Here is a 23,944-nt window from a genome sequence, read left to right on the forward strand (position 1 = left end):
GTTCAAATAATAAAACGGTAAGAATAATTATGCAACTAAAACTGCATAATAAAGTGGTTTTTTTACGTAAAAATGGGTAATTCGGCTATTTTTTTTCACTGTCAGGTGAATTTTTATCCAGTTTGTAAGCGTTAGTACTTATTGTTTTAGCCATACCTTTGAAAATAAATAAGTGCGCAGGCATCATGGCAAACCAATAAAGCAATCCACTAAATCCTGCTGGGTGCCACCAAGCGCGAACATCTATTGAGCGAAGATTACCACTGTCGTGGATCGTGAAAGAGAGTCTACCTAAACCGGGAGCTTTCATTCCAAATAATAGTGTGAGCTGTTTTTCAGGCTCTAGTTTGATTACTCGCCAACCATCAATCATATCGCCAAGTTCTAACGTTTCTCTAGAAGGGCGTCCGTAAGTGACTTTATTTCCAGCAATATCGTCCATAATGGCGCGAGTTTTCCATAGCGCATTACCATAAAAATATCCTTGTTCTCCACCGATTTGTTGCACTGTATGCCAAAGAGATGCCGCGCTTGCGGGTGTAGATACTGTACAACCTGCATTTTTGGGGTAATAACCATAACCGGGTTTCCAGCGACTACGAACAGCCGGAGAGTAACCCCAGTCTTGGTTGTCTAAAGCGGCTTCTTCATCTGCGAGTGTTTCTTTTACTGCCTCATCAAATTTAATGAGAGTTTGAGGAATAAGTTTACGTAATGGCTCATCGTTGGCAGGGAGGTCGTATTTAAGCCCTTGAATAAGCTCTTTAGCAATAGAGGTTGGTACAGAGGTTATCATACTGATAAAGCCCGCAGAAATAAGACTACCCGGCATAGGTAACGGGATCAGCACTCGCTTTTTACCTGAGATTTTAATAAAGCGTTCAAAAAGAGTTTGATAGCTAATGTATTCAGGACCACCAGCATCAAAAATACGATGTTGATGAGTGGGATGATGAATAATTTCAGTTAAATAGTGAATTAAATTTTTGAGAGCAATAGGGGAGGATTTAGAACGAACCCAACGTGGTGGTGTAAGAATGGGAAGGTTATAAACCATATCACGCATAATCTCAAAGGCAGCAGAGCCGGGCCCTACAATCATTGAGGTACGGATCTCAGTCACAGGAACAGTGCTGGTTCTTAACACTTCACCCGTAAGTTTTCGGGCAATAAGATGAGGTGAATATTGTTGATCTTCATGCTGTAAGGCACTTAAAAAGATAATTTGTTTAACGTCAGTACCTTCTAACGCTTCTACAACGTTAATTGCCGCTTTACGCTCTTGTTCAACTAAATTACGTGCATCACCCATGCTATGAACAAGGTAATAAACGATATCAGTATCATGCATTACTTTGTTTAAGGTTTCTGGATCATGCAAATCGACAAAGATACAGCGTGTATTTTCCCAACCTTGAGACATCATCCAGTCAACTCTACGGGCACCTGCGGTGACCTGATGACCTTGTTTTATCAGAGCTGGAATAAGATTTTGACCAATATGTCCACTTGCACCAAGTACTAATACACGCTGTTGATTCATTGTTAATCCATAGTAAAAAGAGAACGTTATCGTTCTATTGTTACTGATTTTTCTATGAAGTAAAGAACGCCATCAAGATTGGTGTGATTAAACTTAAAACGAATCCATGCACAATAGCGGCAGGAACGATGGATACACCACCACTTCTTTGTAAAACAGGCAAGGTAAAGTCCATAGATGTTGAACCACAAATCCCTAATGCTGTATTTCTATAACGATTAACAATAATAGGAATAAGCATAATTGCTGCTAACTCACGCATTAAGTCATTGAAAAATGCAGTACTACCAATAACGGGGCCAAATGCATCGGTAAGCACAATACCTGATAATGAATACCAACCATAACCGGATGCAATGGCTAATCCCATTTTCATCGGTAATCCTAGTAAGTAAGCCGCTAAAGCTCCTCCAGCCAGTGCGCTAACCCCCATAACGACGGCAACAGTTGTTCCACGACGGTTGATAAGAATTTGCTTTGGGCTCATTCCGCTATTGCGTAATTGTAAACCGACCAACCAAAGTAAGAAGATAAGCGCGCCTTGGCTGGCATGAGAGGCATAATGAAAAATTGACCAGCCTGTTAAACCGACAAAGAAACCTACAACAACGACACCGCATAACTGTAGTGATTCAAGTACCATTTTTATGCGAGAAGGAGGCTTGGACTGTTTATGGGCAGGGACATGCCAAGGATCTTTTTTATCCAGTAGCCATAAAAATAGTAAATTGGCGCCAAAGGTACATAAAAAGAAAACACTGGCATAAGAAAGAATTGAGACTAAGTTTTCACCGATATTATCTAGCATGGCTAAACTTACGCCCATTAGAAATAGGATAACGTAAACCATCGCGCTAAGCAGGCGGTTTGCCAAATGAAGTAATGGGCGATTGTTTAACTTAATCAAATACCCTACAAAAAGCGGAAGTAGGATAATCAATAACCCTGATAGCATTTCTATTCCTTACTGAGTGTGCTCAAATTATAAAATAAACTAATAACGTGATTAAGATTATAACATTTACTTATGATGTTGTGGATACAGAAATTAAGATAAGTCTAAAATATTTATTAAAGGTAACGAGCCTACCACGTTTAGGTGTAAGAGGCTTTAATTGATTGAAAAGCGAACAAAATGGGTATATATCGAATAGTTGAGTAAATTTTATTACGGCTATCTTGAACTGTGATTTAATGAAAATAGCCATTAAGTGAAATTATTAGCTGATTAAGCAGAAAATGAAGATAGGAAGAATAAAATAAAACCATAGCTTAGTCGTAACTAACGAGGGAATTTATGTATTTAGAAAGAGTGGAAATAGTTGGATTCCGTGGACTTAATCGTCTTTCATTACCTCTTGATATGAATACAGTCTTAGTGGGTGAAAATGCGTGGGGTAAAAGCTCATTACTTGATGCGTTAACACTCAGTTTGGGTATTGAAACCTATCAATATGCATTTACACCTGATGATTTCCATCGTTTGCCGAATGAGCCGGAAGAAAATGGTAAAAAAAGCCTACAAATTATTTTAACGTTTACCGAATCTCGCCCCGGACGTCATCGATCTTACCGTTTCCATAAAATAGCGCCTGTGTGGGTCGAAAATGGAGATGATCTTAAACATATCTATTACCGGATAAGTGCTGAATTAGATGAGCAGAAGAATGTAAAAACATTTCGCTATTTCCTTGATAAAGAAGGAAAGCAAATTCGCTTACCTAATGGACAAACTCAAGAAATTATTGCAGAGATTGTTAGGCTTTATCCTGTGCTTCGCTTACAAGATGCGCGTTTTGTTCGTGATCTTACCTCTGATGTTATCGATTCTCATAATAATCCTCATCGAGAAGCGTTTAATAATAAAATGAGCGAGTTAACCAAAGCGTTAGTCAAAAATCCTGATGAGTTATCAGATGATGATTTACGTGAAGGTCTTGATGCAATGCAACAACTGTTAGGGCACTATTTTGCAGATCACGGTTCGTTACTGTTTAAATCTCGCTCTCGTCATCGAAAAGTCAATGAGCCTCATGTTCGTGGCTGGCATGCTTTAGAAAATATTAATAAAGTGTTGGCAAAACCCAATCAGAGAAGTATTCGATTAATTATCTTGGGAATGTTTTCTTCTATCTTGCAGTCTCGTGGTAGTGTCGCACTTGATCCTTATGCAAGACCTATCGTGATTGTTGAAAACCCAGAAACGCGTTTGCATCCTATTATGCTTTCGGTGGCTTGGGGATTACTCAATCTTTTCTCATTACAACGGATCACAACCACAAACTCAGGTGAGTTGCTGTCACTCGCTCCATTAGAGAGCGTTTGCCGTTTAGTACGTGATACCGATAAAGTCGCTGCTTACCGCGTAGGGGATCAGCAACTGCATTCTGATGAGGAGCGACGTATTTCTTTTCATATTCGTTATAACCGACCGTCTGCGTTATTTGCGCGTTGTTGGTTATTGGTTGAAGGTGAAACAGAGATTTGGTTAATGAACGAATTGGCAAGGCAATGTAATTATTTCTTTGAAGCGGAAGGAATAAAAGTCATTGAGTTTGCTCAATGTGGACTTAAGCCATTATTAAAGTACGCAACCTATATGGGCATAGAATGGCATACCTTAGTGGATGGTGATGAAGCAGGTAAGAAATATGCCGCTACCGTTAAGGATTTTGCGTTAAAAAGCAATGACACAGAACGTGATAGATTAACGAAGCTTCCTGCATTAGATATGGAACACTTTTTATATAAAGAAGGCTTTCGTAATGTATATCATGATGTTGCAGGTGTACCAGATAATGAAAAATGGCCAACTCGACGCGTGATCATTAAAGCTATTCAACGTTCATCCAAGCCTGATCTAGCACTAACGGTGGCTAACAATGCAGCTCAACGTGGAGTAGAGTCCATCCCTTCCATACTAAAAAGTATGTTTTCTCGTGTGGCATGGCTTGCAAGAGGTAAGGCGAATTAATTCGCAACACTTGTATAAGCAAGATAAATTCACGAGACCTACATTTATTTTATTTAGCTATGAGAATAAAGCCTCATAGCTAATGCTTTATATGATTTATTGCATCTTTATGTTTAAGAAGGAAATTTTATGGCTTTTTTATCTTTAAAAAAGCGAGGGAGAATGCTCACCCTTATTTTAGTTGTTGTCGTAATTGCTACGTATTTTGTTTGGCCAAAAGAGAAGGCTCCAATATATCAAACACAGCAGATCACAAGAGGTGATCTGTCGAAAGAAGTCACCGCAACGGGTAAGCTTGATGCTGTGCGTAAAGTTGATGTGGGTGCGCAGGTCAGTGGCCAGTTACAATCGTTACTTGTCAAAGAGGGGGATGTGGTTAAAAAAGGGGATTTGCTCGCCATTATCGATCCGAAAAAAGCACAAAATGACGTGACTGAATCTCAAGAAACAAATAATGAGCTTAAAGCCAATCTTCAACAAGCACAGGCAGAATTGCGTTTAGCTCAATTAACTTATCAACGCCAATTAAAGCTTATTGGTACTCATGCGATTGCACAAGATGAACTTGATCGTACTAAAACGGATGTTGAAGTAAAAAAAGCACGCATCATTACTTATCAAGCACAAATTAAAAAGAACCAAGCTACACTAGATACGGCGAGAACCAACCTGCAATATACACGGATAACCGCGCCTATGGATGGGGTTGTCACTTTTATTAAAACCCTTGAAGGCCAGACGGTAATTGCAGCGCAAGAAGCACCGACTATTTTAACATTAGCTGACTTAGACACGATGCTGGTAAAAGCAGAAGTATCAGAAGCTGATGTTATTTATTTAAAGCCTGAGCTTAGCGCTTCTTTTACGGTTTTAGGTGCGCCTGATAAAGCTTTCAGCGGTAAGTTGAAAGATATCCTACCTACACCCGAAAAAATTAATGACGCTATTTTTTACTATGCCCGTTTTGAAGTACCTAATGAACAGCATTTATTACGTTTACAAATGACAGCGCAAGTTAAAATTCTTATCGAAAATAAGAAAGATGTGCTTCTTGTTCCGCTTTCTGTATTAGGTGATGATGCAGGTATTAATGAATATTATGTTGATGTATTAGTTAATGGTCAGCCAGAAAAACGCACAGTGAAAATAGGCATGCGTACTGATGTTTATGCAGAAGTTCTCAGCGGATTAAAAGAAAATGATGAGGTTATTCTGGGTGAAACGTCAGGAGAAGCATGATGCCTGCATTATTAGAGCTCAATGAGGTTAGTCGTTTATATACCAATGGTGAAGAGGAAACCATTGTTCTCAATAAAGTCTCACTAACGATTAATGCAGGGGAAATGGTGGCGATTATTGGGGCTTCTGGCTCTGGTAAATCGACGTTGATGAATATTCTAGGCTGCTTAGATAAACCAAGTAGTGGTGAATATAAAGTTGCAGGTCAAAGTGTTGCGAAAATGGAAGGCGACCAACTTGCTGCATTACGCCGTGAGCATTTTGGTTTTATCTTCCAGCGCTACCATTTAATGACACATTTAACTGCAGAGCAGAATGTCGAAATTCCTGCGATTTACGCAGATAAAAATGCTACCCAAAGAAAAGAAAGGGCTCGCGAATTATTAACGCGCTTAGGATTAGGTGATCGCGTTGATTATCGTCCTAATCAACTTTCTGGTGGCCAGCAACAGCGTGTAAGTATTGCGAGAGCGTTGATGAATGGTGGCGAGGTCATTCTTGCTGATGAGCCAACAGGTGCATTGGATAGCCATTCTGGTAAAGAAGTTATGTCTATTCTTAAGCAACTCAATGAGCAAGGGCATACGGTGATTATCGTAACCCATGATCCTTTAATTGCGGCACAGGCTAAGCGCATTATAGAGATAAAAGATGGTAAAATTATTAATGATAATTGCCATCAAACAATGGCAAGTAAAGTTAAAAAAGAGACAACACCTGTTTTAACTTCTTCTTATTTGGAGCAAATATTTGGGCGTTTTACACAAGCATTAGATATGGCTTGGCGTGCAATGGTGGTGAACAAAGTACGCACTCTGCTAACGATGCTTGGCATTATTATTGGTATTGCTTCTGTCGTCACGATTATTGTGATCGGTGATGCAGCTAAAAGTATGGTGCTGGCAGATATAAAAGCGATTGGCTCTAATACTATTGATATCTATCCCGGGAAAGATTTTGGGAGTGATTCACCGGAAGATAGACAATCGTTAACACTGCAAGATGTCTTCGCTTTAAAGCAACAATCTTATGTACAAGCTGTTACACCACAAGTTCAATTTAGTACTCGGTTACGCCGTGGAAACCAAGATTCACCGGCATCTGTTGCGGGCGTTAGTGACGACTATTTCACTGTGTATGCCATGAAGTTTTCGCAAGGCCGCTCGTTTACACCTGATATGATCCAGCGACAAGCTCAAGTTGTTGTTATTGATGAAAATACGCGTCAGCGGTTCTTTCCTACCAAAAAAGAGGTTATTGGTGAACAAATCATTATTCGCAATATTCCCTCTACGATTGTTGGAGTCATTGCTGAGAAAAAATCGGCTTTTGGTAATGGTCAATCCCTCAAAGTATGGGTGCCTTACAGCACATTAAATAGCCGTATTTTAAATCGAAGCTATCTTGATAGTATTACAGTAAGAGCAACTGAAGGTTATGACGCCAGTGTTGCAGAACAACAAATTATTCGTTTATTAACGATTAGGCACGGTAAAAAAGATATTTTTACTTATAACCTTGATAGCTTTATTAAGGCAGCTGAAAGTACCACTCAAACAATGCAACTGTTTCTCACTTTAGTGGCCGTTATTTCATTAGTGGTAGGTGGGATTGGCGTAATGAATATTATGCTGGTTTCAGTAACAGAAAGAACGCGAGAAATTGGTATTAGAATGGCGGTTGGTGCTAGAGCGAGTGATGTGATGCAACAATTCCTTATAGAGTCTGTATTAGTTTGTTTAGTCGGCGGATTACTGGGAATTGGTCTTTCATTTGGTATCGCTATGGTGGCAAGTATTATGTTGCCTGATTGGCATTTTGTATTCCAGCCTATTGCATTAGTGAGTGCTTTTATCTGTTCAACGGCCATTGGGGTTATTTTTGGATTTTTACCGGCAAGAAGTGCGGCAAAAATGAATCCAATAGATGCCCTAGCGAGAGAATAATCCAAACTGTAAGATAAAAGCCCTTAAAATATAAAGGGCTTTTATTTGAATGAATTAGGCATTCTATTTAACTAAAAATACCCAACTATTGAGAGTAATTGGTATTTTTATCGGGTTTATCTATACTGTAAATTATCTTCTATTCAATAATAGGAATGATAAGGTCAGCGTGATCACCTTTAGGCCCTTTTATCGTACTATAATTGACTTTCTGCCCCGCCTTAAGTGTACGGTAACCTTCCATTCTGATTGTTGAATAGTGGGCAAAAATATCATCGCCACCTTTTGCTGGGGTAATAAAACCAAAGCCCTTAGCATTATTGAACCACTTTACTGTACCTGTCTCCATACTTAGCTTCTCTCATATACTTGTATTTATTTGTTTAACATCACTTTCAGTATATTTACTGAGCTGTTCATAAAACATACTCTATTTTATTGTTTCAATCGTCAAGAGGTGAAGGGGATAGAAAGTGTTTCGAGTAGGTGAAATTTTGATGTAGCTAACGCTTTGTAATTTTTTGAATGTAAAAAGAAGGAATAAAAAAGCGTTGATAGGCAGACTTTCCTGTGAGATGGTAAACTAAATGTCATAATTGAAAGTGACGTTTAACAAAACTATGAGTAATGCAAAACAATGGGTCAGTTTGATTTTTTAACAGAAACCACGTTAAGGGAAGATGTTCATCAGAAAAATGAGCCACCAGCAATGTATAAGGTGATCTTGAATAATGATGATTACACCCCCATGGATTTTGTTGTAGAAGTGCTTACGATGTATTTTTTCCTTAGCGAGGAAAAAGCAACGCAAATTATGTTGGACGTTCATCATAAAGGAAAAGGAGTTTGTGGGGTTTATAGTGCGGATATTGCCGAAACAAAAGTGGCTCAAGTTAATCTGTATGCGAGAGAAAACGAATACCCACTTTTGTGTACTCTTGAACAGGCATAATCCGGTTAGTCTTTTAAGGAGGAGGTGCTTATGCTTAATCACGAATTAGAGCTGAGTCTTAATGTTGCATTCGCGAAAGCCCGTGATAACAGACACGAATTTATGACTGTAGAGCACCTGTTGTTGGCGCTATTAAGTAATAAATCGGCACGCGAAGCATTGGAAGCTTGTAAAGTCGATCTGGCAGTCTTACGCGAAGAACTTGAAGTCTTTATTCGTAAAACAACCCCAATTTTGCCTGAAAATGTGGACAGAGAAACACAGCCAACGCTGAGTTTTCAGCGTGTATTACAGCGCGCTGTTTTTCACGTTCAATCATCAGGCAAAAATGAAGTCTCTGGCGCTAATGTGCTGGTGGCTATTTTTAGTGAACAAGAATCTCACGCAGCTTACTTATTACGTAAACATGACGTTAGCCGCCTTGATGTCGTTAACTTTATTTCTCATGGCATTTCGAAAGAAGATCAAAAAAACGAAGATCTTTCTGACATGAATGATATGAATGCGCAATCTCAACAAGAGATGCCACAAGGCGACGATCATATGGATAATTTTACCACTAACCTTAATCAGTTAGCGCGCCAAGGTAAAATTGATCCCCTAATTGGGCGTCAAGCTGAATTAGAAAGAACAATCCAAGTGTTATGCCGTCGTCGCAAAAATAATCCATTATTAGTGGGCGAATCAGGTGTCGGTAAAACAGCTATCGCAGAAGGGCTTGCATGGCGTATTGAGCAAGACGACGTTCCTGATGTGATGAAAAGCTACACTATTTATTCACTCGATATTGGTTCGCTCTTAGCGGGAACTAAATACCGCGGTGATTTCGAAAAACGTTTTAAAGCGTTACTGAAAACCCTAGAAAAAGATGAAAAAAGCATCTTATTTATTGATGAGATCCACACCATTATCGGCGCAGGAGCTGCATCAGGTGGGCAAGTTGATGCGGCAAACTTAATTAAACCATTGTTATCTGGTGGTCGAATTCGCGTTATAGGCTCTACGACTTATCAAGAATTTAGCAATATCTTTGAAAAAGACAGAGCGCTTGCGCGTCGCTTCCAAAAAATTGATGTAACTGAACCATCCCCAGATGAGACAGTCTTGATCATCAAAGGATTGCGCCAAAAATACGAAGCACACCATGATGTACGTTATACGAATAAAGCCATCCAGGCAGCGGTGGACTTATCGGTTAAATACATCACAGATAGACACCTACCTGATAAAGCTATTGATGTTATTGATGAAGCAGGTGCAAAAACACGTTTAGTTGCACCAAGTAAACGTAAAAAAACCATTAATGTCTCAGATATTGAATCAGTCGTAGCTAAAATTGCACGTATTCCTGAAAAAACAGTTTCTAGCAGTGATAAATCAATGCTAAAAAATCTCGATAACCAATTAAAAATGTTGGTATTCGGTCAGGATCAAGCGATCCACGCCTTGTCTGAATCGATTAAGATGAGTCGAGCAGGATTAAGCCAAGATAATAAACCAGTGGGTTCATTCTTATTTGCGGGCCCTACTGGGGTAGGTAAAACGGAAGTTACAGTACAGCTAGCGAAAGCGTTGAATGTGAAGTTGCTACGCTTTGATATGTCTGAATATATGGAAAGACATACGGTCAGCCGTCTAATTGGTGCTCCTCCTGGTTATGTTGGTTTTGATCAAGGTGGATTATTAACAGATGCTGTCATTAAAAATCCATATTCCGTAGTGTTACTTGATGAAATTGAGAAAGCACATCCGGATGTGTTCAATATCCTGTTACAGGTAATGGATAACGGTACATTAACGGATAACAACGGTCGTAAAGCAGATTTTCGTAATGTCATTTTAGTGATGACAACCAATGCGGGTGTGCGTGAAACGCAACGTAAATCAATTGGGTTTACAGAGCAAGATAACAGCACTGATGCGATGGTTGAAATCAAAAAAGCCTTCTCACCTGAATTCCGTAACCGTTTAGATAGTATTATTTGGTTTAATGCATTATCGCCAGAAATTATCTCTATGGTCGTGGATAAATTTATTGTCGAACTACAAGTGCAGTTAGATGATAAAGGGGTATCGCTAGAAGTAAGCCAAGAAGCACGCCAATGGTTGTGTGATAAAGGCTATGATAAAGCGATGGGCGCAAGACCAATGGCGCGTGTTATTCAAGAAAACTTGAAAAAACCATTAGCTAACGAGATTTTATTCGGTTCTCTTGTTAATGGTGGCTCGGTTTCTGTGACACTAGATAAACAGGCAGGCAAATTGAATTATGAGTTTGTTAGCCAAGAAAAACTGGCCAAGAATGAAGATGCCGTTATCTAAGGATAGCGGTTAATTTCACTAAGCTATAAAAGCATACACCACAGGTGAGCATCAATACATGCCTTGCCTGTGGTGTTTTTTTTCACCTGTTATATGACAATAACGGGAGAGAACAGATTGGGATCAACGGCTACGGAAGATGATACGGCCTTTGCTCAGGTCATATGGGGTCAGCTCAACGGTAACCTTGTCGCCTGTCAGGATACGAATATAGTTTTTACGCATTTTTCCTGAGATATGAGCGGTAACGACGTGTCCGTTTTCTAATTCTACGCGGAACATCGTGTTTGGCAGAGTATCCAGTACTGTGCCTTGCATTTCAATGTTGTCTTCTTTGGCCATCTAATCCTCTAAGTTTTAATAACCATATTTTTTAAACGGCAAGATAATGCCGAAAATATTGTCCTATGTAAAGGAATGTTATTGGATAGCAATGGTGTTCACCTTGCTACTGCACTTAACATCCTTACCGCAACTTGCGTTTTACTTTGCTAAAGTAAAAGTAATAACAGAAGTCGTAATTCTTTATTTTGTGGTATTTGTAGCAATAAAATAACAGCACCCTAACCACATAATGGGTGTGTAAGATAAAATTTTTGTATAAACCTTTTTGCATAAATAACAGAATGACACTCTTAATTCTGTCTTAAATAAGAAGGGCTTTACAAAAACAAGCAGTGATTATAATTCCAACGATTGCTGATACCAACACTTTTTATCAATAATCACTTTTTTCCAACGAGATAACTCAACTAAATAATGTTCACGTGAAATCTCAGAGGCGCCTAACGAGGCAGTATGAGAGTTTAGCACCTGACAATCAAATAGTTGACCCCCATAACGAAGAAAATGGTTATAAAAAGCAATAAAGGCACATTTAGAGGCGTTATCTCTACGGCTAAACATAGATTCGCCACAGAAAACAGCACCTATATTTACTCCATATAACCCTCCAACGAGTTCATCACCTTCCCAAACCTCAACAGAGTGAGCCTCACCTTGTTGATGGAGGGATTCATAACCTGCTTTTATATCAGGGCCTATCCATGTTCCTTCTTCACGTACAGAACACGCTTCAATCACCGAAGCAAAGGCATAATTAAGTGTAATTTTATAAGGCTGATGACGAATAAATTTACGTAAACTACGCCCAATATGCAAATCACCAGTGGGTAAAACGGCTCTTGGATCGGGAGACCACCATAATGGTTCTTCATTAGGGAAGTACCAAGGAAAAATACCCGATTGATACGCAACACGTAATCGCGAAAGGGAGATTTCTCCCCCTATCGCTAATAAGCCGTTGGGCTCTTTTAAAGCTAAATGAGGCTCTGGAAAATCCAAATCACAATCATCTAATTGAAACAACGGCATATTATGCCTCGTGAGCTGGTGTTAATAGAGCCTGTCTTTGATGAAATTTAGCATAATGCCCCTGTTGTTGTAACAACGAAGCATGAGTGCCTGTTTCAACGATTTTTCCGCCATCCATAACGCAGATTTTATCCATTTTATCTAAACCGTGAAGTCTGTGAGTGATCATTAATACAGCTTTACCTTGGCAATGCTGATGCAAGAGTGCGAGGATCTGCTGTTCTGTATCAGCATCAAGGCCTTCTGTTGGCTCATCAAGCAATACAAGAGGCGCATTGTGGAGTAGGGCTCTTGCAAGTCCTAAACGTCGCTGTTCGCCACCAGAGAGCTGTCTACCACCATCGCCCATCCATGCATTTAAGCCTTCATCATTTTCAAGTAATTGCCCAAGACCGACTTGCTGAAGAACATGTTTAAGCTCTTCATCTGTTGCCTGTTCTTTTGCCATCAATAAATTTTCTCTTAATGTATGGCTAAAGACATGAACGCGTTGAGGAACAACGGACATCATCGAGCGTAATGTTGCTTCATCATAATCAGCAATAGGTAAATTATTTAAGCTGATAGTGCCGTGAGTCGGATCAAAAGCGCGATTGATCAACTGCAATAGTGTCGATTTACCACAACCTGTTTTCCCTAATAGGGCAATGTGTTGACCTGCTTCAATCGTTAAATCTACGTGATTGATGACTTGCATTGGTTGCTTTGGATAAGTAAAGCAAATATTGTGCATTGTAAGTGTGGCGCTATTATTTTTTTCTCCCCCATTTTCAGGAAAAGTGACATCAGGTTTTTGCTCAATTAAATGAGAAATACGTGTTGCTGATGTCATCACTTGTCCTAAATGCTGGAAAGCAACAGTAACAGGGGCTAATGACTCAAATGCTGCCAATGCACAAAATGTAAATAAGGCAATTAACGCTTCAGGCATAAAGCTATTGTCTATACCGCCAGCTGCTAGCCACAAAATTAATGTCGCTGTTAGCCCTGATGCGAGGATCATCAATGATTGCGATAAACCGGTTAAGTTTGCCTGTTGTGCTTGTCTGCGTAGCCATTTAGCTTCAAGTTGCGCTAAATTTTGTCTAAAACGAGGTAATGCGCCAAAAACAGTTAGCTCAGCTTGTCCTTGCAACATGCTGGTTAACACTGTGCGATATTGACCACGTAAATCAGTAAGATCACGGCCAATAGGTTTACCTGCATAATAGAATACGAAAGGTAAAACAATCAGCAAGGTAAGCATAATGCCACCTAGCGTATTGGCTAAACGTGCATCAATTAAACCAAGGCCAAACATAATTGCCATAATGACAACAAAAGCGGCAATGATAGGGGAGATAACGCGAATATAGAGGTGATCTAGTGTTTCAACATCAGCAACTAAGCGGTTAAGTAACTCACCTTGACGAAAACGAGCTATTCCCCCCGGTGAAAGAGGGAGGATCTTTTTAAAGGTGAATACGCGCAAGTGTGATAATACGCGAAACGTGGCGTCATGACTGACAAGCCTTTCAAAATAACGACCCGCAGTACGAAAAATTGCCGCACCTCGAACACCCGCTGCAGGTAGCATATAGTTAAAGCTATAAATACCAGCAAAACCAGCAAGAGATGTACCCGCTAAAAACCAGCCTGATAGTGTTAAAAGACCAATACTCGCCAGTAAAGTCAGAATAGCAAGAATAATCCCCAGCAATAACATAAACCAGTGACGACGATAGAGTGCAAGAAAAGGAAGCAATACTCTCATGATTAAAGTTCCTCTTTACGATGAGCAAGAAGGCGAGCAAAAGTGCCATTCTGTTGGCTTAACGATGCATAAGTACCAGTTTCAATAATTTGGCCTTTTTCCATCACCCAAATTTGGTCATAACCTAAAGTTTCTTCAAGTAGATGAGTAATAAGCAAGGTCGTTTGATTTAATGAGGCATTATTAAGCGCATGCATCACACGTTGTTCACTATGAGAATCAAGGCTTGCTGCAGGTTCATCTAATAACAAAAATTGACAAGGTGACAATAAAGCACGAGCAACAGCAATACGCTGAGCTTGACCAACAGAAAGGCGTGCAGCACTATCGCCAATAATCGTATTTAAGCCGTCAGGTAATTCATTGATAAAATCGCTGACATAGGCTTTTTCCATGGCAAGATTGATTTGTTCATTGCTGGCATTAGGATTGCTTAAGCGAATATTATCCAACAAGGTTTGTTCTGGTAAATTAGGATTTTGACCAACCCAACTTAAACATTGACGCCAAGCTTCAGGAGAGAGCTGTGTTAATTCAATACCATTAACTTTTAATGAGCCACGATAAGGTAAAAAACCGAGTAGCGCATTTAACAACGAGCTTTTGCCTGCACCACTAAGACCCACAATCGCAATTCGCTGATTAGGATTAATGGTAAAGTTTAATGGGCCCGCCAGTTTGACACCTTGATGAGATAGAATTTCTAGCTCATGAGCTATTATCTCAATACTGTCTGTTGTATTGATACGCTCATTGCCTGTGAATTGTGGTTTTTCACCTTCAGTTTCTAAAAATTCAACCAAAGATTCAGCCGCACCAATCGCTTGTGCTTTTGCATGATAGTATGTTCCTAAATCACGCAATGGTTGGAAAAATTCAGGGGCTAAGATCAACGCCAAAAATCCTGAGAAAAGGGTAACACCAAAACCATAACTACCGAAATTAAGTTCACCTAAGTAAGAAAAACCAAAGTAAACCGCCACAACTGCGATAGAAACAGCGGTAAAGAATTCCAATACGCCTGATGAAAGGAATGCCATTCTTAGCACTTCCATTGTCCGTTTACGGAAATCTTCTGTTGCTTCAGTTATCTGTTTAACTTCTGCATTACCACGGTTAAATAACCGTAATGTATCTAATCCTCTTAATCTATCGAGGAAGTTACCACTTAAACGACTTAATGCGAGGAAGTTTCTACGGTTAGCATCTGCTGCTCCTAATCCAACTAATGCCATAAACAACGGGATCAGTGGGGCGGTGAAAAATAGGATCAAGCCAGCAGCCCAGTTAACAGGGAAGATGGTGATAAGGATAAGAATAGGCACAATAGTAGAAAGATACATTTGCGGAATATAACGCGCATAGTAATCTTGCATATCTTCTATTTGTTCTAGAATAATTGTTGCCCAACTTCCCGCAGGTTTACCTTTAACCCAAACAGGGCCTAGCTCTTCAAGTCTATCAAGAACAATTTTACGAATTTGTTGCCTGACCGCCATACCACAGCGATAACCTACACGCTCTCGTATTGCCATCACCACAGCTCGTAAGATAAAAATACCAATAAGGGTGAGAAAGGTAGGTATATGCGTATCACGACTTAGACTGTCCATGATAAATGCTTGAAGTAAAACAGCTAATAACCATGCTTGCGCAATAATTAATAAACCGCTTACAACACCTAGGATCATTGATAGCCGTAGCCATCTACGGGCTGGAGCACTTTGCTGTTTCAGCCATCGAACCAATTCACTTTGTTTAGTTTTATCCATAAGAAAAGATTCAAATCTGCAGGTGAGATACAAAGTATCAGAAAGGCCAAGGGTAAGTAGTTATACGCTTTGGCAACCAGGCTAGTATGTTACATGGTAAAGGGCGCTACTGAAATAGCGCCTTGAAAGGAAGTGATGATTTTAGTTGGATTTTAGTGCGTCTAAGTAACGTTCTGCATCTAAAGCAGCCATACAGCCTGTGCCAGCAGAGGTAATTGCTTGACGATAAATGTGATCCATTACGTCACCAGCTGCAAAAACACCCTCGACAGAGGTTTGTGTTGCATTACCTTGAGTACCTGATTGTACTTTGATGTAACCGTTGTCTAATTCTAATTGACCGTCAAAAATAGCGGTGTTAGGGCTATGTCCAATTGCAATAAAGACACCCATAACATCTAATTCTTCGGTTTTATCACTCTTAGTGTCTTTTAAGCGAACCTTCGTTACACCCATATCGTCGCCAAGAACTTCGTCTAAGGTACGATCAGTATGCAAAATAATATTGCCACTGTTTACTTTATCCATTAAACGGTTAATTAAGATCTTTTCAGAACGGAAAGAATCACGACGGTGGATCAGATGAACTTCTGATGCAATATTAGCTAAATAAAGAGCTTCTTCTACCGCTGTATTTCCGCCACCGACAACAGCGACTTTTTGGTTACGATAGAAAAATCCATCACAGGTTGCACAAGCAGAAACGCCTCGGCCTTTAAAAGATTCTTCTGAAGGTAAACCGATATAGCGTGCAGAAGCACCTGTTGCAATAATTAATGCGTCACAAGTGTATTCTTGTTCATCACCAAATAGGCGGAATGGACGGTTTTTCAGATCGACTTTATTAATATGGTCAGAGATAATCTCTGTATTAAATTTCTCAGCGTGCTGAAACATGCGGTCCATTAAGCCAGGACCTGTTAGCCCCTCAGGGTCTCCGGGCCAGTTTTCGACTTCTGTTGTTGTTGTCAGCTGACCGCCTTTTTCAACACCCGTAATCAGTACTGGTTCTAAGTTTGCTCTTGCAGCATAAACGGCGGCGGTATAACCCGCAGGGCCTGAACCTAAAATAATAAGTTTGCTATGTTTGATGGTGCTCATGTATACCTCATCTCTGATTAGGCGTGATGCGAATTGAGGGATTGTAGGAGAAATAAGACGTTAAAAAAAGCCAATGACGAGAAATAGACATAATATTTTAGCTATTTTAGCAATAGTTAATACTAATATAGTTTAATAATTATAGAGTTATATTGGGCTAACATCATCGAATTAACCTGAAACATTTTGCTTTACAATTGATGTTTATCTTGCGTATATAGAGAATAACATAGCGCCTTGTTCTGATTTTTACTCATTTGCTTTGACAATCCGCTGTACATTTGCGAAAACATAATTGTTAAAGATAATTATCCTCGGATGTTATACGCAATATTTTTAGACAGACAGGGTATAGGATAGTTACTTTACGATATTTGCTAATGAGTATTTGGATAAAATAGAACTTTTATCCGGCATTAAAAGAAAATAGATTGGTAGTTTGCTCTGACCGTTTGATACCGAAGTTTCGACAGTGATGCTGATGGTGTACAGGTATGGGTATAGGAAAATAAAGTAAGAGAAAAAGAGAAAGAGAGTATAGAGATGATTGATAATAAAAAACGTCCGGGTAAAGATCTTGATAGAATAGACCGGAATATTCTAAATGAGCTTCAAAAAGATGGTCGTATTTCAAACGTTGAGCTATCTAAACGTGTAGGTTTATCACCAACACCTTGTTTAGAGCGTGTACGTCGTTTAGAGCGCCAAGGATTTATTTCTGGTTATACAGCACTGTTAAACCCACATTACTTAGATGCATCATTATTAGTATTTGTGGAAATCACACTAAACCGTGGGGCACCAGATGTTTTTGAACAATTCAATATGGCTGTTCAGAAACTTGAAGAAATCCAAGAATGTCATTTAGTTTCTGGTGATTTTGACTATCTGTTGAAAACTCGTGTACCTGATATGTCCGCTTACCGTAAATTACTAGGTGAAACACTGTTACGTCTTCCGGGTGTTAATGACACACGTACATACGTGGTTATGGAAGAAGTTAAACAAAGCAACCGCCTTGTAATTAAAACTCGCTAAGCCAACTTAATAGGTTGGTGCAAAGCAGGAAAAAGTTAGGTACACTCCTGTTTATGCATACAGTTTCAACGCTGGGACATCTCAGCGTTGTTCCGTTTTAATTCACCCTAAGTTAAACCTGGAGAGCCCTCTTTGAGCCAGGAATATACAGAAGATAAAAATATTCGTTTAACAAAGATAAGCAACCGTCGCCGTATTTGGGAGGCTATTCTCATCCTTATCGGTATTGGCGCTGTCTTTTTAATGGTTTCTTTATTTAGCTTTCATCCCTCTGATCCTAGCTGGTCACAAACCACTTGGAATGAGCCTATCCAGAATTTAGGCGGTAGTATCGGAGCATGGTTAGCTGATATTCTATTTTCTGCATTTGGTTTACTTGCCTATGCAATTCCTGTTGTCGTGGTTTTTGGGTGCTGGAATTCTCTGCGTTACCAACAAAACCGTGAATACACCGACTTCTTCTCTCTTGCACTTCGCACGATTGGTGCCTTAGCTCTGATCTTTACCTCTTGTGCATTAGCTGATCTTAATTTTGATGATATCTATAATTTCAGCTCTGGTGGTGTAATTGGAAGCTTGTTTAGCAAAGCTCTATTACCATGGTTTAATGTTTTAGGCGCTACTCTTGCCCTGTTATCTGTTTGGGCTATTGGTTTTACTCTGTTTACCGGTTGGTCTTGGTTAACAATCACAGAAAAAATTGGTGCCGTTATTTTGGGAAGTGTTGGTTTTATTACCAATAGAGGCCAAAATGAAGCTGATTACGCAGAAGAAGAGGAAGATGACACTCAAGACGTTGTTACAGAACTAGCTGAAAATTCAAATCAAAAAGAAAATCAGCAATCTGAATTAGCAACAGAAGAGAGTGATGATATTTTATTTTCTGCACCTTCAGCACTTGAACTAGCTCGTCAGCAAGAGATAGACACGTTGCAATCTAAAGCAGAACAAGAAGATGATTTGCCATCTTTCTCTGCAACAAATGATATAGCGGATGAACATGCACAAACATTGACACAACCAGCTCCTCTTGTGTCAGCCCCAGCTTCGCAACCAACTGATACGAAAGAACCAGAACATTATCGTTTTGATATTCCAGAAGCATTCTTGAAAAAAGAAGCTCAATCGGAAATCAATGCTCCTCAACGTCCTGCTTATTCCTCAATACCAGAAGAAAGTACACCTTCTGTAATGCCGTTTGTTGAAAATGAACCTATGGCACAGCCATCATCTGTATCAACAGATAGTTTTATGCCTGCTGGCAGAGGAGCTGAACCTACATTCTCGCTAGCGCCTGATACAGATTCTTTAACGCAAGCAGCTACGGTGGGAGCTGGTGTAGCGACTAGTGCTCTTGTTAGCCATGGTTCTCAAGTTAAACAAGGGTTAGGCCCTGAATTACCTCGCCCAAATCCAGTGCGGTTGCCTACACGTCGTGAGCTTTATGGCATTCATATTCCTTCACAACGCGAAGCTGAATTACGTCGTCGTGAAGAGGCTATTCAGTCTGAACCTGAAGATGACTTAGCTGATATTCAAGAACAAGCTAATTTCGAACAAGAGTTGCGCCAGCAATTCCTCGAACAGCAACGTGAACGTTATGGTGAAAACGATAGTACTGATCCTGAAGATATTATTGAGCCTCATCAGCCAAGTATTACAACACCAATATCTTCATTTAGTCATCAACAAGATGATTATCGTGATGAGCCAACAGTTACCGCGAATACATTCTCTTCTACAGAAGAAAATAACAACGATATTGATGAAGATGAGCAATATCAGCAACAGTTGGCAGCACAATTTAAGCAACAATTGCAGGATCGTTATGGCGATAATATTTCGTTAGATGATGACGAAGATGAGGTTTTACCTCAAATATCAACACCAGTGCCTTCATTACAAGCAACAACGGGTTATCAACCTCATATTCAACATTCGTTTGCCTCACAATCAGCGCAACCGACACAAACTATTGAGAAAAAAGTTGAATACCCAGCCAGCAATGCATTTTTACAAATTTCACCTCGAGATGAAGAAGAGGAAGAGTACAGCCCTAAAATTGAGCTAGAAAGAGAGCTCACTGCATTAGAGGCATTCTCACCAATTGATGATCTATTGGATGAAGATCCGATAGAGCCAGTATTTACACCAATTGTTTCTGAACCTGTTACACCACAAGCTGCACCTCAATCACGTATTGAACCACAGTCTAATATGGCGCAGCATTTTGCACAGCAACAGCAACAGCAACAGCAACAGCAACAGCAACAGCAACAGCAACAATCTTTAATTCATCCATTGTTGATGCGTAATGATAGGCCGTTGCAAAAGCCAACAACACCAATGCCTTCTCTGGATTTACTAACAACACCGCCAGTAGAAGATGAGCCTGTTGATATGTTTGAGCTTGAGCGTATTGGTAAACTTATTGAAGCGCGTCTTAATGATTATCGTGTTAAAGCCAAGGTTGTTGGTATTTCACCGGGGCCTGTTATCACTCGTTTTGAACTTGAACTTGCTCCGGGTGTAAAAGCTGCACGTATATCAAATTTATCGCGCGACTTAGCGCGTTCATTGTCTGCTATTGCGGTACGTATTGTTGAAGTTATTCCGGGGAAACCTTATGTAGGACTGGAATTACCTAACAAAAAACGTCAAACCGTATATATGCGTGAATTGTTAGATAGCGAGGCATTCAGAGATAGCCGTTCTCCATTAACCGTTGTTTTAGGTAAAGATATTGGCGGTCAGCCAGTTGTTGCCAATCTAGCTAAAATGCCTCACTTACTTGTTGCTGGTACAACGGGTTCAGGTAAATCTGTCGGTGTCAATGCGATGATCATCAGCATTCTCTATAAAGCGAAACCAGAAGATGTTCGCTTTATTATGATTGACCCTAAAATGCTTGAGCTTTCGGTTTATGAAGGTATTCCACATCTTTTAACTGAAGTTGTTACTGATATGAAAGATGCCGCAAGTGCTCTGCGTTGGAGTGTGGCTGAAATGGAACGTCGTTATAAACTAATGTCAGCATTAGGTGTGCGTAATCTTGCAGGTTATAACGAAAAAATTAAAGAAGCTGAAGCAATGGCACGTCCTATTCCTGATCCATTCTGGAAACCAAGCGACAGTATGGCAACAGAAATACCAACGTTAGAAAAAGAACCTTATATTGTTGTTGTTGTTGATGAATTTGCTGATTTGATGATGACAGCAGGTAAAAAAGTTGAAGAGTTGATTGCTCGCTTAGCGCAAAAAGCACGTGCTGCGGGTATTCACCTTGTGCTTGCGACACAAAGGCCTTCTGTTGATATTATTACAGGCTTAATTAAAGCTAATATTCCGAGCCGTATCGCATTTACTGTATCGAGTAAAATCGACTCTCGAACTATTTTAGACCAAGGTGGTGCAGAGTCATTACTAGGCATGGGTGATATGCTTTATGCACCGAATGGCTTTGTGCCTGAACGTGTTCATGGCGCTTTTGTTAGTGATGATGAAGTCCATGCCGTAGCAACTGACTGGAAAGCTCGAGGTCGTCCTCAATATATTGAAGCCATCACAAAATGTAGCGAAGAAGGTGAAGGCAATAGTGGTGGTGGATATGATGATGGTGAAGAGCTTGATCCGTTGTTTGACCAAGCCGTAGAATTTGTAGTTGAAAAACAACGTGTTTCTATTTCTGGTGTACAACGCCAATTTAGAATTGGTTATAACCGCGCGGCAAGAATTGTGGAACAGATGGAAATGCAAGGTATTGTAAGTGCGCCAAACCACAACAATACTCGTGATGTACTTTCGCCACCACCTTCAGATATGTAATATCTTGAAAACACAGTTATCAGCTAATGAGATAGCATGGTAATCTGCACAATATCATCAATAATTTATACGCCGACATTATGTCGGCGTTATCTCATGCCGAGGCTTGTAGAATGAAAAAAGTATTATTTGCAGTGTGTGCGATGACATTAATAAGTAGCCAAGCCGCTTGGGCTGATGCACGTCAGGATTTGCAACAACGATTAAATAAAGTAAATAGTTTTCAAGCAAACTTTAGTCAAACTGTGACCAGCAATGAAGGCTCGCTTATCCAAAAAGGGGAAGGTAGTTTAAAAGTACAACGCCCTGATTTGTTTAATTGGCAAATGACTGCACCTGATGAGAGTACGTTAATCTCCGATGGTAAAACATTGTGGTTTTATAACCCTTTTGTCGAGCAAGTCACTGCAACTTGGCTTGAAAGTGCTACAACCAATACGCCTTTTATGCTGATCGCCCGTAATGACAGCAAAGAATGGCAAAACTATGATGTAAAACAGTCTGGTGATCGTTTTGAGCTAACACCTAAAGTAGAAAATAACTTAAAACATTTTACGATAACTGTATTACCTAATGGACAAATTCAGCAATTCGCTGCCACAGAACAAGACGGTCAAGTCAGTAATTATCAATTGACTGCACAGACTGCTGCGCCAATCGATGCTTCCGCGTTTCGCTTTACACCTCCTGCGGGTGTGACTGTGGATGACCAACGTCAGTGAGGATATTTTGAGTAATTTATCACTCGATTTTTCACGCAATGAGTTTCAACCTTTAGCTGCAAGAATGCGACCTGAAACGTTGGAACAATATATCGGACAAACTCATTTACTTGCTGAAGGTAAACCATTACCTCGAGCGATTAAAGCGGGTCAATTGCATTCCATGATCTTATGGGGGCCTCCTGGCACGGGTAAAACAACCCTTGCTGAGATCATTGGTCGCTATGCGCAAGCCGATATAGAACGTTTATCTGCGGTGACATCGGGTATTAAAGAAATCAGAGAATCTATTGAAATCGCGCGTCAAAACCGCAATGCTGGGCGCAGAACGATCTTGTTTGTTGATGAGGTCCACCGTTTCAATAAGAGTCAACAAGATGCTTTTTTGCCTCATATTGAAGACGGTACGATCACTTTTATTGGTGCAACAACAGAAAATCCCTCTTTTGAATTAAATTCCGCGTTGCTATCCAGAGCAAGAGTTTATCTATTACGTTCATTAACCGAAGCTGATATTGAGCAAGTGCTACAACAAGCGCTAGACGATCCAGAACGAGGTTTAGGCGGGCGTAATATTATCTTACCAGATGATACGCGTAAAATGATTGCACAACTGGTTAATGGTGATGCACGTCGTTCATTAAATTTACTTGAAATGATGGCGGATATTGCTGAGGTTGATAATCAAGGAATACGAGTATTAACGTCGGCATTACTGACAGAAATCAGTGGTGAGCGTAGTGCTCGTTTTGATAATAAAGGTGATCGCTTTTACGATCTTATTTCTGCATTACATAAGTCAGTAAGGGGGTCTGCGCCTGATGCTGCTCTTTATTGGTATGCAAGGATCATAACAGCAGGTGGCGATCCGCTTTATGTGGCTCGTCGCTTATTGGCGATTGCGTCAGAAGATGTGGGGAATGCCGATCCTCGCGCCATGCAAGTGGCAATTGCTGCCTGGGATTGCTTTACTCGAGTGGGTCCCGCAGAAGGTGAGCGCGCTATTGCTCAAGCAATTGTATATTTGGCTTGTGCACCCAAAAGTAATGCCGTTTATACCGCATTTAAAGCAGCTATTGCCGATGCAAAAAGTAAGCCAGATTATGATGTACCTGGGCATTTACGTAATGCACCAACAAAATTAATGAAAGAAATGGGGCTTGGTGCTGAATATCGTTATGTTCATGATGAGCCTAATGGTTATGCTGCTGGAGAGGTCTATTTCCCTAAAGAAATGGCAAATACGCAGTACTATTACCCAGTAAAAAGAGGGTTAGAGATCAAGGTTGCAGAGAAATTAGACTGGCTATCTCAACAAGATCAAAATAGTGTTACAAAACGCTATCGCAAAATGTAAAGATGCGGTAAGGTTATTAAATTATC

The 23,944-nt window shown here is 40.0% G+C and carries 17 protein-coding genes; 9 read left to right on the forward strand and 8 right to left on the reverse strand.

Translation table 11 applies throughout. The annotated features are described in order from the left end of the window. Positions 1–85 precede the first annotated feature (85 nt). Both DK857_RS15190 and DK857_RS15195 read right to left on the reverse strand, forming a co-directional pair. A complete protein-coding gene (locus DK857_RS15190; protein WP_109393537.1) occupies positions 86–1,543 on the reverse strand; it encodes a DUF2867 domain-containing protein in 1,458 nt (485 codons plus the stop codon). Positions 1,544–1,595: 52 nt separating this feature from the next. Beyond that, the gene (locus DK857_RS15195; RefSeq protein WP_075672475.1) at positions 1,596–2,498 is read right to left on the reverse strand and encodes a lysine exporter LysO family protein; all 903 of its coding nucleotides are present in this window, start codon (positions 2,496–2,498) and stop codon (positions 1,596–1,598) included. 342 nt (positions 2,499–2,840) lie between these two features. On the opposite strand from DK857_RS15195, the gene DK857_RS15200 reads away from it, so the two are divergent. From DK857_RS15200 to macB, 3 genes are all read left to right on the forward strand, one after another. Beyond that, entirely contained in the window at positions 2,841–4,517 is a 1,677-nt protein-coding gene (locus tag DK857_RS15200; RefSeq protein WP_109402609.1) for an ATP-dependent nuclease, read from the forward strand. Positions 4,518–4,646: 129 nt separating this feature from the next. Beyond that, positions 4,647–5,756, forward strand: coding sequence for a macrolide transporter subunit MacA (gene macA / locus DK857_RS15205; protein ID WP_109402610.1), 1,110 nt, complete (start codon positions 4,647–4,649; stop codon positions 5,754–5,756). Further along, positions 5,756–7,702 (forward strand): macrolide ABC transporter ATP-binding protein/permease MacB, encoded by a 1,947-nt coding sequence (gene macB, locus DK857_RS15210; RefSeq protein ID WP_109402611.1) that lies wholly within the window; start codon positions 5,756–5,758, stop codon positions 7,700–7,702. Before macA ends, macB begins: the two co-directional genes overlap by 1 nt. A 139-nt stretch (positions 7,703–7,841) precedes the next feature. On the opposite strand, the gene cspD is transcribed toward macB, so the two are convergent. Continuing rightward, positions 7,842–8,051 (reverse strand): cold shock domain-containing protein CspD, encoded by a 210-nt coding sequence (gene cspD, locus DK857_RS15215; protein ID WP_023581298.1) that lies wholly within the window; start codon positions 8,049–8,051, stop codon positions 7,842–7,844. Positions 8,052–8,339: 288 nt separating this feature from the next. On the opposite strand from cspD, the gene clpS reads away from it, so the two are divergent. Both clpS and clpA read left to right on the forward strand, forming a co-directional pair. Continuing rightward, positions 8,340–8,654 (forward strand): ATP-dependent Clp protease adapter ClpS, encoded by a 315-nt coding sequence (gene clpS / locus DK857_RS15220; RefSeq protein WP_075672467.1) that lies wholly within the window; start codon positions 8,340–8,342, stop codon positions 8,652–8,654. Between the two features lie 30 nt (positions 8,655–8,684). Next, entirely contained in the window at positions 8,685–10,976 is a 2,292-nt protein-coding gene (gene clpA / locus DK857_RS15225; RefSeq protein WP_109402612.1) for an ATP-dependent Clp protease ATP-binding subunit ClpA, read from the forward strand. A gap of 123 nt (positions 10,977–11,099) precedes the next feature. Here clpA and infA read toward each other — a convergent pair whose 3' ends face one another. The 5 genes from infA to trxB form a co-directional block, all read right to left on the reverse strand. Continuing rightward, positions 11,100–11,318: a translation initiation factor IF-1 gene (gene infA / locus DK857_RS15230; protein WP_004244560.1), complete on the reverse strand. Its 219-nt coding sequence runs from the start codon at positions 11,316–11,318 to the stop codon at positions 11,100–11,102. Positions 11,319–11,657: 339 nt separating this feature from the next. Then, a complete protein-coding gene (aat, locus tag DK857_RS15235; protein WP_109402613.1) occupies positions 11,658–12,350 on the reverse strand; it encodes a leucyl/phenylalanyl-tRNA--protein transferase in 693 nt (230 codons plus the stop codon). Between the two features lies 1 nt (position 12,351). Next, complete coding sequence (gene cydC / locus DK857_RS15240; RefSeq protein ID WP_109393541.1) at positions 12,352–14,103, reverse strand: heme ABC transporter ATP-binding protein/permease CydC; 1,752 nt, start codon at positions 14,101–14,103, stop codon at positions 12,352–12,354. Positions 14,104–14,105: 2 nt separating this feature from the next. After that, a complete protein-coding gene (gene cydD, locus DK857_RS15245; protein ID WP_109402614.1) occupies positions 14,106–15,875 on the reverse strand; it encodes a heme ABC transporter permease/ATP-binding protein CydD in 1,770 nt (589 codons plus the stop codon). Between the two features lie 141 nt (positions 15,876–16,016). Beyond that, complete coding sequence (gene trxB, locus DK857_RS15250; protein ID WP_109402615.1) at positions 16,017–16,976, reverse strand: thioredoxin-disulfide reductase; 960 nt, start codon at positions 16,974–16,976, stop codon at positions 16,017–16,019. Between the two features lie 543 nt (positions 16,977–17,519). Here trxB and lrp point away from each other — a divergent pair. The 4 genes from lrp (at position 17,520) to DK857_RS15270 (ending at position 23,918) form a co-directional block, all read left to right on the forward strand. Beyond that, positions 17,520–18,014, forward strand: a complete 495-nt coding sequence (gene lrp, locus DK857_RS15255; protein ID WP_004244566.1) for a leucine-responsive transcriptional regulator Lrp — start codon at positions 17,520–17,522, stop codon at positions 18,012–18,014. Between the two features lie 132 nt (positions 18,015–18,146). Beyond that, the gene (locus DK857_RS15260) at positions 18,147–21,839 is read left to right on the forward strand and encodes a DNA translocase FtsK 4TM domain-containing protein (RefSeq protein WP_109402616.1); all 3,693 of its coding nucleotides are present in this window, start codon (positions 18,147–18,149) and stop codon (positions 21,837–21,839) included. Between the two features lie 113 nt (positions 21,840–21,952). Beyond that, on the forward strand, positions 21,953–22,561 hold the full coding sequence (lolA, locus tag DK857_RS15265; RefSeq protein WP_075672453.1) for an outer membrane lipoprotein chaperone LolA: 609 nt from the start codon (positions 21,953–21,955) through the stop codon (positions 22,559–22,561). 7 nt (positions 22,562–22,568) lie between these two features. Beyond that, positions 22,569–23,918, forward strand: coding sequence for a replication-associated recombination protein A (locus DK857_RS15270; protein ID WP_109402644.1), 1,350 nt, complete (start codon positions 22,569–22,571; stop codon positions 23,916–23,918). The last annotated feature ends 26 nt before the right edge of the window (positions 23,919–23,944 follow it).

Origin of the sequence: Proteus terrae, assembly GCF_003144325.1 — a bacterium.
Classification (GTDB): Bacteria; Pseudomonadota; Gammaproteobacteria; order Enterobacterales; family Enterobacteriaceae; genus Proteus; species Proteus terrae.

Excerpts from the sequence above, each read along its gene's own strand:
- DK857_RS15190 (WP_109393537.1), bottom strand. The coding sequence starts at position 1,543 with ATGAATCAACAGCGTGTATTAGTACTTGGTGCAAGTGGACATATTGGT.
- DK857_RS15195 (WP_075672475.1), bottom strand. The coding sequence starts at position 2,498 with ATGCTATCAGGGTTATTGATTATCCTACTTCCGCTTTTTGTAGGGTAT.
- DK857_RS15200 (WP_109402609.1), top strand. The coding sequence starts at position 2,841 with ATGTATTTAGAAAGAGTGGAAATAGTTGGATTCCGTGGACTTAATCGT.
- macA (WP_109402610.1), top strand. The coding sequence starts at position 4,647 with ATGGCTTTTTTATCTTTAAAAAAGCGAGGGAGAATGCTCACCCTTATT.
- macB (WP_109402611.1), top strand. The coding sequence starts at position 5,756 with ATGCCTGCATTATTAGAGCTCAATGAGGTTAGTCGTTTATATACCAAT.
- cspD (WP_023581298.1), bottom strand. The coding sequence starts at position 8,051 with ATGGAGACAGGTACAGTAAAGTGGTTCAATAATGCTAAGGGCTTTGGT.
- clpS (WP_075672467.1), top strand. The coding sequence starts at position 8,340 with ATGGGTCAGTTTGATTTTTTAACAGAAACCACGTTAAGGGAAGATGTT.
- clpA (WP_109402612.1), top strand. The coding sequence starts at position 8,685 with ATGCTTAATCACGAATTAGAGCTGAGTCTTAATGTTGCATTCGCGAAA.
- infA (WP_004244560.1), bottom strand. The coding sequence starts at position 11,318 with ATGGCCAAAGAAGACAACATTGAAATGCAAGGCACAGTACTGGATACT.
- aat (WP_109402613.1), bottom strand. The coding sequence starts at position 12,350 with ATGCCGTTGTTTCAATTAGATGATTGTGATTTGGATTTTCCAGAGCCT.
- cydC (WP_109393541.1), bottom strand. The coding sequence starts at position 14,103 with ATGAGAGTATTGCTTCCTTTTCTTGCACTCTATCGTCGTCACTGGTTT.
- cydD (WP_109402614.1), bottom strand. The coding sequence starts at position 15,875 with ATGGATAAAACTAAACAAAGTGAATTGGTTCGATGGCTGAAACAGCAA.
- trxB (WP_109402615.1), bottom strand. The coding sequence starts at position 16,976 with ATGAGCACCATCAAACATAGCAAACTTATTATTTTAGGTTCAGGCCCT.
- lrp (WP_004244566.1), top strand. The coding sequence starts at position 17,520 with ATGATTGATAATAAAAAACGTCCGGGTAAAGATCTTGATAGAATAGAC.
- lolA (WP_075672453.1), top strand. The coding sequence starts at position 21,953 with ATGAAAAAAGTATTATTTGCAGTGTGTGCGATGACATTAATAAGTAGC.